5 protein-coding genes are annotated in these 15,507 nt (G+C 74.8%); 4 read left to right on the top strand and 1 reads right to left on the bottom strand.

Going from position 1 to position 15,507, the window contains the following annotated elements:
• Positions 1-12,748, top strand: a 12,748-nt coding sequence (locus VK611_13785) for an amino acid adenylation domain-containing protein (protein HMG42404.1), incomplete at its 5' end; no start/stop codon positions are given.
• Here VK611_13785 and VK611_13780 read toward each other — a convergent pair.
• Positions 12,702-13,403: a 4'-phosphopantetheinyl transferase superfamily protein gene (locus VK611_13780; GenBank protein HMG42403.1), complete on the bottom strand. Its 702-nt coding sequence runs from the start codon at positions 13,401-13,403 to the stop codon at positions 12,702-12,704. The two genes, VK611_13785 and VK611_13780, sit on opposite strands and share 47 nt — an antisense overlap.
• Positions 13,404-13,423: 20 nt before the next feature.
• Here VK611_13780 and VK611_13775 point away from each other — a divergent pair, with 20 nt between their 5' ends.
• From VK611_13775 to VK611_13765, 3 genes are all read left to right on the top strand, one after another.
• Complete coding sequence (locus VK611_13775; GenBank protein ID HMG42402.1) at positions 13,424-14,572, top strand: beta-ketoacyl synthase N-terminal-like domain-containing protein; 1,149 nt, start codon at positions 13,424-13,426, stop codon at positions 14,570-14,572.
• Positions 14,569-14,829 (top strand): hypothetical protein, encoded by a 261-nt coding sequence (locus tag VK611_13770; protein ID HMG42401.1) that lies wholly within the window; start codon positions 14,569-14,571, stop codon positions 14,827-14,829. Before VK611_13775 ends, VK611_13770 begins: the two co-directional genes overlap by 4 nt.
• The coding region (locus tag VK611_13765) for an acyltransferase domain-containing protein (GenBank protein HMG42400.1) at positions 14,826-15,507 on the top strand (682 nt) is incomplete at its 3' end. The genes VK611_13770 and VK611_13765, both read left to right, overlap by 4 nt.

The raw sequence follows: 15,507 nt of genomic DNA, 5'->3' as shown, positions 1-15,507 counted from the left end.
CGGCGAGGCCGTCTCCGACGCCGTGTGGGAGCGGCTGTGGGCGGCCGAGGGGGTGCTCGGTTACAACCTCTACGGGCCCACCGAGTACACGATCAACACGCTGGGCGGCGGCACCGACGACAGCGCCACACCGATCGTCGGCTGGCCCATCTGGAACACCCGGGCCTACGTCCTCGACCCGACGCTCCGCCCGGTGCCCGCCGGGCTGCCCGGCGAGCTGTTCATCGCCGGCATCGGGCTGGCGCGGGGGTACCTGCGGCGCCCGGCCCTCTCCGCCGAGCGCTTCGTCGCCGACCCGTTCGGTGCTGCCGGCGAGCGGATGTACCGCACCGGTGACCTCGTGCGGGAGCGGCCCGACGGCAGCTTCGAGTTCCTCGGCCGCACCGACGACCAGGTGAAGATCCGGGGCTACCGGGTGGAGCCGGGCGAGGTCACCTCGGCTTTGCTCACCTACCCGGAGGTGGCGTCGGCCGCCGTGCTGGCCGGCGACTCGGCCGTGCCGGGGGTCAAGCGGCTGGTGGCCTACGTCGTGCCGGCCGCCGGCGACGAGGGCCGCGCCGACGCGGCCATCGCCCAGCTCGACGAGTGGCGGGAGGTCTACGACGCCGAGTACCGCGAGATCGGCACCGCGATCGAGACCGAAGACTTCTCCGGCTGGGACAGCAGCTACGACGGCAGCCCCATCCCGCTGGCCGAGATGCGCGAGTGGCGCGACGGCACCGTGGCCCGCATCCTCGACCTGGCGCCCCGGCGGGTGCTGGAGATCGGTGTCGGCTCGGGCCTCCTGCTGGGGCGGATCGCGCCCGAGGCCGAGGCCTACTGGGGCACCGACATCTCGCAGTCGATCGTGGAGCCGCTGCGAGCTGACCTGGGGCCCCAGCCCTGGGGCGACCGGGTCGAGCTGCGCTGCCAGCCTGCGCACATCGCCGAGGACCTGCCGGGCGGGTTCGACGTGGTGTTGGTCAACTCAGTGGCGCAGTACTTCCCCCACGTCGACTACCTGCTCGACGTCGTGCGGGCGGCGCTGGCGCAGCTGGCGCCGGGCGGCGCGCTGTTCCTCGGTGACGTGCGCGACCTGCGCAGCCTGCGGATCCTGCAGACGTCGATCGCGCTGCAGCGGGGCGCCGACGACGTCGGGGCCGCGGTCGAGCGGGCGCTCGCCCTGGAGAAGGAGCTGCTGGTCGACCCGGCGCTGTTCGCCCGGCTGGGTGAGTGGGTCGGCGACGTGGGCTCGATCGCCGTGCTGCGCAAGCGCGGGCGGGGCCACAACGAGCTGACCCGGCACCGCTACGACGTGGTGGTGCACAAGGCCGACGGGTCGCCGCTCGCCACTGGCACGCCGTCGACGGTCCTGACCTGGGGCGTCGACGTCGACGGTCTCGACGAGCTGCGCGACCGGCTGTCGTCGCTGACGTCGGGGTCGTCGTGGCGGGTCGAGCGGATCCCCGATCCGCGGACCTCGGGCGAGGTCGTGGCCGCCGAGCTGAGCGATAGGGGCGACGTGGCGGCCGCCGCGGCGGCGCTGGGCAGCTGCCACGGGATCGAGCCGGAGGACGTCGTCGCTCTGGGGCTGCCGTGCGTCGTCGTGCCCGGTCGGCGGCTCGGCACCTATGACGTCGAGTCGCCCGGGCTGGCCCCACGGTGGGACGACGCCGGTGGGTTGGCCGAGCTGGCCAACGACCCCACGTCCAGCCGGCGCCGGACCGGGTTCGTGCCCGCGCTGCGGGAGCACCTGAAGCGGAGCCTGCCCGACTACATGGTCCCGGCGGCGTTCGTCGTGCTCGACCGCCTGCCGCTCACGGTCAACGGCAAGCTCGACCGCCGCGCCCTGCCGCAGCCCGACACCGGGCCCACCGGGCCGTCGCGCCCGCCGTCGGGCCCGGTCGAGGCGACGTTGTGCGAGCTGTTCGCCGAAGTGCTGGGCCTCGACCTGGTCGGTCCCGACGACGACTTCTTCGACCTCGGCGGTCACTCCCTGCTGGCCACCCGCGTCGTCAGCCGGGCCCGTCGGGCGCTGGGTGTCGAGCTGGCGATCCGGGAGCTGTTCGAGGCCCCGACGGTGGCGGCGCTCGCGGAACGCCTCGCCGACCGGGTCGGCGGTCCGGTCCGTCCACCGCTGGTGGCCGGCCCCCGTCCCGACGTCCTGCCGCTGTCGCCCGCCCAGGCCCGCCTGTGGCTGCTGCACCAGATGGAGGAGGACCTCGCCGCCTACAACTTCCCGCTGGTCGTGCGGGTGGGCGCCGACATCGATGCCGACGTGCTCCACCGGGCGCTCGACGATGTCGTCGCCCGGCACGAGTCCCTGCGCACGGTGTTCGCCGAGGTCGACGGCGTGCCGGCGCAGCAGATCGTCCCCGAGACCGAGGCCCGGATCGCCTTCGAGTTGGTGACGGCCGACGATGCCGACGAGGCCCGCGCGGTCATCGACGAGCTGGTGCAGCGGCCGTTCGACCTCGGGCGCGACCTGCCCATCCGGGCCGCTGTCGTCGAGACGCCCGCGGGCGAGCGGATCGTCGTGGTGGTCCTGCACCACATCACCACCGACGAGTGGTCCGACCGTCCTTTCCTGGGCGACCTCACCGCGGCCTACCTGGCCAGCAGCGCCGGCCGGGAGCCGGGCTTCACGCCGCTGCCCGTGCAGTACGCCGACTACACGCTCTGGCAGCAGGCGCTGCTGGGCGACCCCGGCGATCCCGGCAGCCTCCACGCCCGCCAGCTCGACCACTGGCGCACGGTGCTGGCGGGCGCGCCCGAGGAGCTGACGGCGCCGAGCGACCGGCCCCGCCCGGCGGTGCCGTCCTACCGCGGCGGCATCGTCGACGCCCCGCTGCCGGGCGACGTCCACGAGCGGTTGCGCGCCCTCTGCCTCGACGCCGGGGCCAGCACCTTCATGGGCGTCCACGCCGCGGTCGCGGTGCTGCTGCATCGCCTGGGGGCCGGCGACGACGTGGTGTTGGGGGCGCCGGTGACGGGTCGGTCGGACGAAGCCCTGGAGGACCTGGTGGGGTTCTTCGTCAACACCCTGGCGCTGCGGACCGACCTGTCGGGCGACCCGACGTTCGCCGATTTGCTCGAGCGGGTGCGGGCCGGCGACCTCGCCGCGCTCGACAACCAGGACGTCCCGTTCGACGCCGTCGTGGAGGCGCTGAACCCTGTGCGCTCCCGGGCGCGCAACCCGCTGTTCCAGGTGATGGTGGGGTACCTGAACCGCCCCGAGGGCGTGCTCGACGCCTTCGGCACCCCCGACGACGCCCGCGTCGCGTTCGACCAGGGCACCACCAAGTTCGACCTCAACTGGATCTTCGCCGAGACCGGCTCCGCCCGCTGCGACGTGCACCTGGAGTACGCCGCCGACCTGTTCGACCGCACCACCGCCGAGGCGCTGGTGGCCCGGGTCGTGCGGGTGCTCGACCAGGTGACCGCCGACCCCGGCCTGCGGCTCAGCCAGGTCGACCTGCTGCGTGACGACGAGCGGGCCCGGGTCGTGCACGGCTTCCGCGGCACCTCCCACCCGGTCCCCGACGAGACGCTGCTCGACCGCATCGAGCGGCAGGCGGTGGCGACCCCGGAGGCGGTGGCCGTGGTGTTCGAGGGCGAGCGGCTGACCTACGCCGAGCTCGACGCCCGGTCGTCAGCGGTGTCCGCGGCATTGCGGTCGGCCGGCGCGGGGCCGGAGACCGTCGTGGCGGTGGCGCTGCCGCGGAGCGTCGAGCTGATGGTGGCCCTGGTGGGGGCCCTGAAGTCGGGGGCGGCCTACGTGCCGCTCGACCCCGACCTGCCGGCCGAGCGGGCTGCGGTCATCGTCGAGGACTCCGGTGCCCTGCTCACGATCACCCCCGAATTTCCTGAACTTTTCGGCACTCCGGGTCCCTTCACTGTCACACCCCGTGGCTTTGATGGTCGCATGAGTCCGGACAACCCCGCCTACCTCATCTTCACCTCCGGGTCGACGGGGCGGCCCAAGGGCGTGGCGGTGTCGCACCGGGCGATCGTCAACCGGCTCGCCTGGATGCAGTCCCAATGGCCGCTCGGCTCCACCGACCGGGTGCTGCAGAAGACGCCGACCGGCTTCGACGTGTCGGTGTGGGAGCTGTTCTGGCCGCTGTGCCATGGCGCCGCCGTGGTGCTGGCGGCGCCGGGTGCCCACCGAGACCCGATCGAGCTGGCCGAGGTCATCGGGCGGGAGGCGATCACCACCCTGCACTTCGTGCCGTCGATGCTGGAGGCCTTCCTCGGCGTCGACGAGGTCACCGCCGACGCGGGTTGGGCCCGGAGCCTGCGCCAGGTGTTCGCCAGCGGCGAGGCCCTGCCCGTCGACCTTGTCCGGCGCTGGACGGAGCTCACCGGCCTGCCCGTGCACAACCTCTACGGGCCCACCGAGGCAGCGGTCGACGTCACGTGGCACGACCCCACCCGGGAGCTGCCTGCGGCGGGCACCGTGCCGATCGGCCGCCCGGTGTGGAACACGGGCACCCTCGTGCTCGACGGCTACCTGTGGCCGGTCCCGATCGGCGTGCCCGGCGAGCTGTACCTCACCGGCGTGCAGCTGGCTCGGGGCTACCACGGTCGCGCGGGCCTGAGCGCCGAGCGCTTCGTTGCCCACCCGTTCGGTGCGCCGGGCGAGCGGATGTACCGGACAGGGGACCTGGTCCGCTGGCAGCCCGACGGCACCCTCGATTACCTCGGCCGCACGGATCACCAGGTGAAGCTGCGGGGCAACCGGATCGAGCTCGGCGAGATCGAGGCGGCGCTGCTGGCGCTCGAGGGCGTCGGCCACGCCACGGTCCTGGTCCACGACAGCCGGTTGGTCGCTTACCTCGTCGGGCCGGAGCTGCCTGACGACGACTCGTTGCGAACGGCGTTGTCGGCTGGGCTGCCCGACTACATGGTGCCCGGCGCCTTCGTGCGGTTGGACACGCTGCCGCTGACGCCGAACGGCAAGCTCGACCGGGCCGCGCTGCCGGCTCCGGAGGGCGCCCGGCCCGTCGTGTCACGCCGGCCGGCGACGCCGGTCGAGGCCGGGTTGTGCGCCATCGTCGCCGAGGTCCTCGGTGTCGACGACGTCGGTGTCGACGACGGCTTCTTCGCTCTCGGTGGTCACTCGCTGCTGGCGGCGAAGGTGGTGTCCCGGGCCCGTCGCGACCTGGGCATCGGCCTGGCGGTGCGCGACCTGTTCGAGGCCCCCACCGTGGCCGGCCTGGCCGCACGCGCTCGCACCGACGCTCCCACCCGTCCGGCGCTGGTGGCGGGGGAGCGGCCCGACGTGCTGCCGCTGTCGTTCGCTCAGCAGCGCCTGTGGCTGATCGACCAGGTGGAGGAGGGCACGACCGCCTACAACTTCCCGCTCGTCGCCCGGCTCCACGGCGATCTCGACCTGGGGGCGCTCCGAGCAGCCTTGGGCGACGTGGTCGAGCGGCACGAGGCGCTGCGCACCACCTTCGGCGACCGCGACGGCCGTCCCCACCAGCGGGTGCTCGACGCGGCCGCAGCCCGGGCGGCGCTCCGGGTGGAGGTGCGCGCCGCCTCGTCAGCCGACATCGACGGCCAGGTGGCGGCGGCTGCGGGCCAGCCGTTCGACCTGACGTCGGACCTGCCGTTGCGGGCAACCGTCCTGGTGGTCGGGCCCCAGGAGCATGTCGTCGTGCTGACGCTGCACCACGTGGCGGTCGACGAGTGGTCCGACGGCCCCTTCCTGAGCGATCTCGACCGGGCCTACCGGGCCCGGGTCGCCGGCTCCGCCGCCGACTGGACGCCGCTGCCGGTGCAGTACGCCGACTACGCCGTCTGGCAGCGCCGGCTGCTGGGCGACCCGTCCGATCCCGCCAGCCTCGCCGCCCGCCAGCTGGGCTTCTGGCGCACCGCCCTCGATGGCGTCGCCGACGAGATGCCCCTGCCTGCCGACCGGCCGCGGCCTGCCGCCCCATCGCACCAGGGTGGCACCACCGGAGCCCCGCTCGACCCGGCGGTCTACGCGGCGCTGCGCGACGCCGCGAACGCCGCGGGGGTGAGCACCTTCATGTACCTGCACGCTGCGGTCGCCGCGCTGCTGCATCGGCTCGGTGCGGGCGACGACGTGGTGCTGGGGGCGCCGGTGGCGGGTCGGTCCGACGAGGCCCTGGACGGCCTGGTGGGGTTCTTCGTCAACACGCTGGTGCTGCGGGCCGACCTGTCGGGCAACCCGAGGTTCGCGGAGCTGCTCGACCGGGTGCGGGCCGCCGACCTCGCGGCGTTCGACCACCAGGACGTGCCGTTCGAGTGGGTGGTCGACGCCCTGGCCCCGGTGCGCTCCCGGGCGCGCAACCCGCTGTTCCAGGTGATGGTCGGCCACGTCCACCGCCCCGACCCGGCTGCGCTGTTCGGCCTGCGGGCCGAGGCAATCGCCTACGACCCCGGTGTCGCCAAGTTCGACCTCAACTGGATCCTGGCCGAGTCGCCCGCCGGCCTCCACGTCGGCGTCGAGTACGCGGCCGACCTGTTCGACCGCGCCACGGTCGACGGGCTGATCGCTCGGCTCGCCACCCTGCTGGCCCACACGGTCGCCCATCCCGACACCCCGCTGAGGGAGCTCCCGGTCGCCCCGGCGGGCGCCGCTCCGATGGTCACGACCCCCGAACCGGTTGCAGTTCCGGTGGCAGTTGCGGCGAACGCTCCGGCACCCGTCGCCGAGGCCGGGCGGCTGCAGGATCTGTTCGCCCAGGTGCTCGGGCTGAGTGAGGTCGGCCCCGACGACGACTTCTTCGCCCTGGGCGGCGACAGCATCGTGGCGATCGCCCTGGTGTCGGCGGCCCGCAAGGCGGGCTTCCCGGTGCGGGCTCGGCACGTCTTCGACGCCCCGACGCCGGCGGGTCTGGCGGCGCTGGCGGCAGCGCTGCCCGTCGATGCCGTGCCAACGGAACCGTTGCCCGTCGACGACGGGATCGGCGACGTGGTGCCGCTGCCGATCGTCCACTGGCTGCGCCAGCGGGGTGGCCCGGTCGAGCGGGTCAACCAGTCGCTGCTGCTCCAGGTGCCGGCCCGGGCCGACCTCGCGACCTTGGCGGCGGCCCTACAGACCGTCGTCGACCACCACGACGCCCTCCGCCTGCAGCTCCACCGCGACCCGCTGCTGCCCGACGTCTGGCGCACCGAGGTGCGTCCCGTGGGGAGCGTCGATGCCGCTGCCTGGCTGCAGCGGGTCGACGCCGCGGTCCCGGTCGAGGATGCCCTGGCCGGGGCGGTCGAGCGCCTCGATCCCGACGCCGGCGTCGTTCTCCAGGCCGTCTGGTTCGACGCCGGCGGCGACGCCCCGGGCCGGCTGCTGCTCGTCGCCCATCACCTCGTGATCGACGGCGTGTCGTGGCGCATCCTCGTCCCCGACCTGGCCACCGCCTGGACGGCGGCGTCCGTGGGGGCGACGGCCGTGCTGGAGCCGGTGCCGACGTCGCTGCGGCGGTGGTCCCGCCTGGTCGCCGACACGGCCCACACCCCCGACCTGCTCCGCGACCTCGCCCTGTGGCACGCCGTCCTCGCTCCCGGCGCCGACCTGGTCGACGGCCCGGCCACGCCCGACAGCACCGCCGCGACCCTCGACACGGTCGTTGATCCCGAGGTGACAGCGGCAGCCCTCACGACGGTTCCCGCCGGCGTCCACGGCCGGGTCGACGACGTGCTGCTGACCGCGCTGGCGCTTGCGGTGCGCGCATGGCGGCAGCGCCGCGGCGACGACCGCACCGAGCTGCTGGTCGAGCTCGAGGGCCACGGCCGCGACAGCGACGACGTCGACCTGGCGCGCACCGTCGGCTGGCTCACCACCGTCCGTCCCGTCCGCCTCGCTCCCGGTTCCGGGAGCGTCGGGACCGCCCTGAAAGCCGTGAAGGAGCAGCTCCGGACCGGCGGCCCCGACGCCGCCCAGCGCTATGGGGTGCTGCGCCACCTCCACCCGCAGGCCGGTCCCGTGCTGGCCGCTCGGGCACAGCCGCAGGTGCTCTTCAACTACCTCGGCCGGGTCGTGGAACCCACGGCGGCCGACTGGTTCCCGGTGGCGGAGGTCGACGCGGCGGTGGCGCCGTCGCACGTCCTGCAGGTCGACGCGGTGGCCGAGGGCGACTGCCTGCGGGTCCGTTGGACCTTCACCGACAGCCTCGCCGAGACCGACGTCGCCGAGCTGGCCGACGGGTTCGCCGCCGCTCTGTCCGCGCTCGCCGCGGCGCCCGCCGCCGGCTTCACCCCGTCGGACGTGCCGGGCCTCGGCCTCGACCAGGCGGGGATCGACGGGATCGAGGTGGCGCACCCCGGCGGGATCGAGGCCCTGTGGCCGCTGACCCCGCTGCAGGAGGGCCTGCACTTCCTGTCGTCGTTCGACGCCGACGGTCTCGACGTCTACACGGTCCAGCTGGTTCTCGAGCTCGAAGGCCGGGTCGAGGGCGACCGGTTGCAGCAAGCCCTCGCCGCCCTGCTCGACCGCCACCCCAACCTGCGGGCCGGCTTCCACACCACCCCCGAGGGCGCGGCCGTCCAGGTCGTCGCCCGCGGTGTGGCCGTGCCCTACCGCGAGGTCGACGGCGACGGCGACGCCGTGCTCCTCACGGCAGCCGACGACCGCACCGCCCGCTTCGAGCTGGGCCGTCCTCCGCTGCTGCGGGCCAGCCTGGTCCGCACTTCGCAGGGCGACCGGCTGGTGCTCACCGCCCACCACCTGGTGGTCGACGGCTGGTCGATGCCACTGCTGGTCGGTGAGCTGCAGGCCATCTACCGCGACGCCGACCTGCCGCCGGCCGCGCCGTTCAGCCGCTACCTCCAGTGGCTCGCCGGGCGCGACCGCGACGAGGCACGGGCCGCCTGGGCCGAGGCGCTCCGCGGCCTCACCGAGCCCACCCTGCTCGCCCCGGTCGACCCCGATCGCCCGTCGGTGCTCCCCGAGGTGGTCCGCTGGCGGCTGCCGGCCGACCTCAGCACCCGCGTCGCCGCCCGCGCCCGAGCCCACGGCCTCACGCTGAACACGGTGGTCGACGGCGCCTGGGCGCTGCTGCTGGCCCGGCTGACGGGTCGCGACGACGTCGTCTTCGGCGCCACCGTGTCCGGCCGGTCGCCTGAGGTGCCGGGCATCGAGACGATGGTCGGCGTCTTCATCAACACGCTGCCGGTGCGGGTGCGGCTGCGCCCGGCCGAGTCGTTGGCGGAGCTGCTGGCCCGCATCCAAGCCGAGCAGGCCCGGCTGCTCGACCACCAGCACGTGGGCCTCGCCGAGTTGCAGCGCCTGGTGGGTGCCGGAGAGCTGTTCGACACCCTGGTCGTGTTCGAGAACTACCCGATCGCTCCGAGCACCGCGGTCCCGGCGAGCGACGACATCGAGACCGGCGCCGACGACGGGCTGGTGCTGACCGGCGGCTCGGCCACCGACGCCACCCACTACCCGCTGACGCTGGCCGTCGAGCCGGGGGAGCGGATCACGCTGGCGCTCGAGCACCGGCCCGACCTGTTCACGCCCGCCGAAGCCGAGCTGCTGGCGGTGCGCCTGGCCCGGGCGCTGGAGACCTTCGCCGACCACCCCGACCGTCCGGTCGCCCGCGTCGACCTCCTCGCCGGCGACGAGCGCGCCGCCCTCGTCGGCCAGGACCCCCGAGTCGCTGCTGCACCGGCGGCGACGATCCCGCAGCTGTTCGCGACCCAGGTCGCCCGCGTCCCCGACGCCACGGCGCTGGTGTGCGAGGGCACGCGCTCCACCTACGCCGAGCTGGACGCCCGCACCAACCGCCTGGCCCGCCGGCTCCTGGGCCTCGACGCCGGGATCGGCCCCGAGGCGATCGTGGCGCTCCTGCTGCCGCGCTCCGAGGCGGTGGTCGAGGCGTTGCTGGCGGTCCAGAAGGCCGGGGCCGCCTACCTCCCCCTCGACCCGGACCTCCCGGCCCCGCGCCTCCGCGAGATCCTCGCCGACGCCCGGCCCGCCGCCGTCGTCACCTGCCGCGGCGTCGAGGTACCCGACGACCTGCCCGTCGTCCTGCTCGACGATCCTGCGATCGATGACCTGGGAGCCCACCCGGTCGGCGACGACGAGCGCACCACTCCGCTGGGTCCCGACCACCCGGCGTACGTGGTCTACACGTCGGGATCGACGGGCCGGCCCAAGGGCGTCGTGGTGCCGCACCGGAACATCGCGGCGCTGCTGGCCAGCCATCGCCGGCACCTGTTCGCCCCCACCGAGGCGCGGCTCGGGCGGGCCCTGCGTATCGGGCACGCCTGGCCGTTCTCGTTCGACGCCTCCTGGCAGCCGCTGCTGGGGCTGCTCGACGGGCACGCCATCCACGTCGCCACCGACGACGTCCGCCACGACCCGCAGCGCCTCACCGGCCTGCTCGTCGACGACGCCATCGACTTCGTGGAGGTGACGCCGTCGCACCTGGGGCAGCTCGTCGCCGCCGGGCTGGGCACCCGCGGGCGGCTGCCGCTGGCCCTGCTGGGCGTCGGCGGCGAGGCCGTGCCGCCCCCGCTGTGGAGCGAGCTGCAGAACCTCCGCGGCACCGAGGCCTACAACTTCTACGGCCCCACCGAGTGCACGGTCGACACGGTGGTGGGCCGCGTGCGCGACACGGAGCGGCCGGTGATCGGCCGGCCCGTCGACGGCACCGTCGCCTACGTGCTCGACGGCGGCCTGGCGCCGGTGCTGCCCGACGTCACCGGCGAGCTGTACCTCGCCGGCCCCCAGCTGGCCCGCGGCTACCTGGGCCGTCCCGGCCTCAGCGCCGAGCGCTTCGTCGCCGATCCGTTCGGCCCGCCCGGCGCCCGCATGTACCGCACCGGCGACGCCGTCCGCCGCGACCACGACGGCACGATCGAGTTCGTCGGACGCGCCGACGACCAGGTGAAGATCCGCGGCTACCGCATCGAACCCGGCGAGGTCGAGGCGGCGCTGGCCACCCACCCGGCCGTCGGCCAGGTCACGGTGACGGCCCGGGGCGACGCCCCCGGTGTGAGCCGCCTGGTCGCCTACGTGGTGCCCGCGCCGGGCACCACCGTCGATCCTGCGGCCGTGCGCGCCCACGCCGCCGACCTGCTGCCCGGCCACATGGTCCCTGCCGCGGTCGTGACCCTCCGCGCCCTGCCGCTCACGCCCAACGGCAAGCTCGACCGCGACGCTCTGCCCGCCCCCGACTTCGGCGCCCTGTCGGCCGGGGCCCCACCACGCGACGAGCGGGAGGCCCTGCTGGCCGGCCTGTTCGCCACGGCGCTGGGCCTGCCGCTGGTCGGCATCCGCGACAGCTTCTTCGACCTGGGCGGCGACAGCATCGTCTCGATGCAGCTGGTCAGCCTGGCCCGGGAGGCCGGGCTGGTGTTCACCCCGCGCGACGTCTTCCGCCACAAGACCGTGGCGGCGCTGGCCCCGATGGCCCGCAGCACGGCGACGCTGGTCGTCGAGGAGGCCGGGGCCGGCATCGGTCGCCTGGCGCCCACCCCGATCGTCCACTGGCTCCGGGAGCTCGGCGGTCCGATCGACCGGTTCCACCAGGTCGTGCTCCTGGAGGTCCCGGCCGAGGTGCGGGAGGCCACGCTGGTCGCCGCCCTCGGCGCCCTTGTCGACCACCACGACGCCCTCCGCCTGCACCTCCACCGACCGTCGTGGGAGCTGGAGGTGCGGCCCGCCGGCAGCGTCGACGCCGCGGCCTGCCTGACCCGGGTCGACGTGGCAGGTCGCAGCGACGACGAGCTGGCGACCGAGGCGCTGGCCCGCTGGGACCAGGCGGCCGGCGCCCTCGACCCCGCGGCCGGCGTGATGCTGCGGGCCGTGTGGTTCGACGCCGGCCCCGACCGCAGCGGTCGGCTGCTGCTCGTCGCCCACCACCTCGTCACCGACGGCGTGTCGTGGCGGATCCTCCTCCCCGACCTGGCTGCCGCCTGGCTGGCGGTGGAGGCCGGAGAACCCTCGACGCTGGCGCCGGTCGGCACGTCGCTGCGTCGCTGGTCCGAGCTGCTGCACCGTGAGGATCGCCGGGCGGAGCTGCCGTTCTGGGAGGCGCTGCTGAGCGCCCCGCTCGCCCCGCTCGGCGGCCGTCCGGTCGATCCGGCCGTCGACGTGGTGGAGACCGAGGCGGAGCTGACGGTGGTGGTGCCGGCGGAGACAGCGTCCCTGCTGCTCACGCAGGTGCCGGCCCGCTACGAGGCCACGATGGACGAGGTGCTGCTCGCCGCCCTGTCCGCGGCGTTCGACCGCCCGGTGCTGGTCGAGCTGGAGGGTCACGGCCGCGAGGAGGTCGTCGGCGCCGCCGACCTGTCCCGCACCGCCGGCTGGTTCACCAGCCTCACCCCGGTGCGCCTCGACCCCGGCGAACCAGGGGACGACGCCGACCTCGACCGGCTCGTCGCCCGCACCCAGGAACGCCTGCGGTCGCTGCCCGACGGCGGGATCGGCTACGGCATCCTCCGCTACCTCCACGCCGACACCGCGCCCCGGTTGGCCGCCCTGCCCCGTCCCCAGGTGCTGTTCAACTACCTCGGCCGGTTCGGCGCCGACATCGACGACGGCGGCAGCGGCTGGCGCCCCGCACCCGAGGCCGGCGTGTTCGGCGGCGGCGCCGACCCCCGGATGCCGCTGTCCCGCCCCCTCGAGATCAACGCCCTGGCGGTCGACGCCGGAGCGGGCCCCGAGCTGCGGGCCACGTGGTCGTGGCCCGACGGGGTCCTCACCGAACCCGAGGTGCAAGTGCTCGCCGACCGCTGGGTCGCGGTGCTCACCGCCCTGGTGCGTCATGTCGGAGCGCCGGGAGGTCCAGCGTGAGGACCTCCACCTTCGCCACCGGCGGCCGGTACGCCACGGCCGCCACCACACCGGGCTGCACGGGCACGTCGGCGAGCATCCAGCCGTCGGCTCGGGGAGTCTCGGCCAGGGGGCCGATGCCGACGTGCACCGTGTCGGGGTCGACGCCGAGACCGGTGCCGCGCCCCTTCAGCAGCGCCTCCTTGCGCACCCAGCACCGGAGTGCGGCGGCGCTGCGGTCCGGCTCGCTCAAGGCGTCCACCGCCGCCCGTTCGGACGAGTCCAGGGCCGACGCCAGGTCGTCGGCGGCCACCCGCCCGACGGTCTCCACGTCGACGCCCACGTCGACCGGCGCCACGGCCACTGCTATCAGGCCGTCGGTGGAGGAGAGCGAGAACGCCACGTCGTCACGGCCGAGGAGTACCGGCCGACCGTGGAGCTCGGCGCACAGGGGACAGGTGGCGCGGGCGAACGACACCGCCGCGGGGTCGATGCCGAGCTGCCGACCCAGGACCGTCCGGAGGACGACATGTCGGGCCACGTAGCGGGCGCGGTCGCGGGGGCGCTTCCGTCGGGCGGCCTCGTCGGTCTCGTCGGCGTCGAGCAGCGACCACCACGAGGCCGGGACGTCACCCGGCTCCGGGTCGGTCGCGACCACCCACACCTGCACCTCCATCCCCACAAGGTAGGTCGGGCATGACGTCGGCGAAGATCGCGGGCATCGGGGCGGTGACCGGCTACGGGTGGGGCTTCGCGGCGCTGCGCGACGGCGTGGCCGGCGGACGCAGCGCGGCCCACGCCCAGGTGGTCGACGGGCTCGACGTCGTCGCCGCCACGGTCCCGCACCACCCCGGCACCGGCGACGGCACCTCCCGCTACGAGGAGGCGGCGCTGTTCGCGGTGGCCGACGCGCTGGCCGACGCCCGGGACCGCGGCTGGGAGGCCGGCGGCACGGTCGGCGTCGTCTTCTGCACCGGCATCGGTGACATCCGCACCGTGCGCGACGGCTACTTCCGCGACTCCCGGCCCCTGCCCAGCGCCTTCCCCCACATGCTCCACACCTCGCCGGGCTCGCTGCTCAGCCAGCGGTACGGCTGGACCGGGCCCAACCTCGTCGTCAACGCCGCCTGCTCGTCCGGCAACGCCGCGCTGCAGCTGGCCGAGCAGTGGCTGACCTCCGGCGTCGCCACCGACGTGATCGTCGCCGGCGCCGAGTTCTGCGTGATCGAAGAGATCGTCACCGGCTTCCGCCGCATGCGGGTGCTCGTCGGCGACGGCGCCTCCGCCAGCGACTGCCGCCCGTTCCAGGAGGGCAGCCGCCGCTTCTTCCTCGGCGAGGCCGCGGTGGCCCTGGTCGTCACCGGCGAGGCCGACCGCCCCCGCGCCACCTACCTCGGCGGCGCCGCCACCCACGACGCCTTCCACCTCGTCGCCCCCGCCCCCGACGGCGCCCAGCTCGAACGCTGCTACCGCGCCGCCCTCGCCGACGCCGCCGTCGACGCGGGTGACATCGCCCTGGTGAAGGCCCACGGCAGCGGCACGCCACTCAACGACCAGGTCGAGGCCGCGCTGCTCGACCGGCTGTTCCCACCGGCCACCCAGGTGTGCAGCTACAAGCCGCTGGTCGGCCACTGCATGGCCCTGGCGTCGCTGGCCGAGCTCGCCGGCCTCGTCGCCGGCTACGAGATCGACCGCCTGCCGGCCCACGTCACCGACGACCCCGCCCACCCCCGCCTCGCCGACGCCGGGCCGCCCGCGGACGGGCTGGTGCTGTGCGGGTCGGTGGGCCTGGGCGGCGCCAACACCGCCGCCGTGTTCGACATCCCGAGAGGAGAACTCCCATGAGCCAGACCGTTACCGCCGATTCCATCCTCGCCAAGCTCCAGGGCGCCTACGACGTGGTGAAGGCCGCCAGTCCCCGCACCCTCAGCCTCGACGACCGCCTGGTCGACGACCTGCGCCTCGACTCGCTCGACCTCATCGACGTGGTGTCGGTGCTGGAGGAGTCGTTCTCGCCCGACGTGGTCGACCAGGTGATCGAGCGCTCGGCCGAGATCGAGACCGTGGGCCAGCTGGTCGACAGCTTCGTCGCGGCGTCGTGACCGACCGGGTCGACACGGTCCTGGTCTTCGAGGGCCAGGGCGCCCGCACGATCGCCACCGAGCCGCCCGTCGACCTGACCACGCTGGCCGCCGCCGAGGCGCAGGCGGCGATCGTCCGCCACCAGGTGGCCCGGGCCCAGCCCTACCGGCGCAAGGGCGCCTACGCCGTGGTCGGCCAGAGCCTGGGCGAGATCTCGGCGCTGGTCGTTGCCGGTGCCCTCGCCCTCGACGACGCCCTCGACCTAGTGCGGCTGCGAGCCGAGCTGCCCGGCGAGCTGCTGGAGCCCCGGGAGTGGACGATGGCGTCGCTCACCCGGGTGCGGAGCGGACCCGTGGAAGCCGCGGCGACGGACCTGCCGCTGTGGGTCGTGGGCCACAACGGTCCCGCCGACTGCATCGTGGTGGGGGAGCGCGCCGCCTTCGTCACCTTCGCCACCCGGCTCGGCCTCACCGACAAGACCTACCGGGAGCTGCCCGTCACCCACCCGTACCACACGCCGTTGATGCGGCCGGTCGCCACGGCGCTGGCGGCCGAGCTGGACGGGATCGACGTGCGCTACCCGGCCGTGCCCGTGCTGTCACCCACCGGCCCGCGATCGATCACCGACGCCGGCGAGGCTCGCCACGTCATCACCGAGGCACTGGTGTCGCCGGTGGCCTGGTCGGCCGCGCTGCACC

The organism is Acidimicrobiales bacterium (assembly GCA_035316325.1).
Lineage (GTDB): Bacteria > Actinomycetota > Acidimicrobiia > Acidimicrobiales > VFJN01 > DASXTK01.
This window is presented reverse-complemented; position numbering and strand designations above follow the sequence as displayed.

Bases quoted from the DNA above. Each gene is read 5' to 3' on its own strand.
- VK611_13780 (HMG42403.1), bottom strand. From the start codon at position 13,403: ATGGAGGTGCAGGTGTGGGTGGTCGCGACCGACCCGGAGCCGGGTGAC.
- VK611_13770 (HMG42401.1), top strand. From the start codon at position 14,569: ATGAGCCAGACCGTTACCGCCGATTCCATCCTCGCCAAGCTCCAGGGC.
- VK611_13775 (HMG42402.1), top strand. From the start codon at position 13,424: ATGACGTCGGCGAAGATCGCGGGCATCGGGGCGGTGACCGGCTACGGG.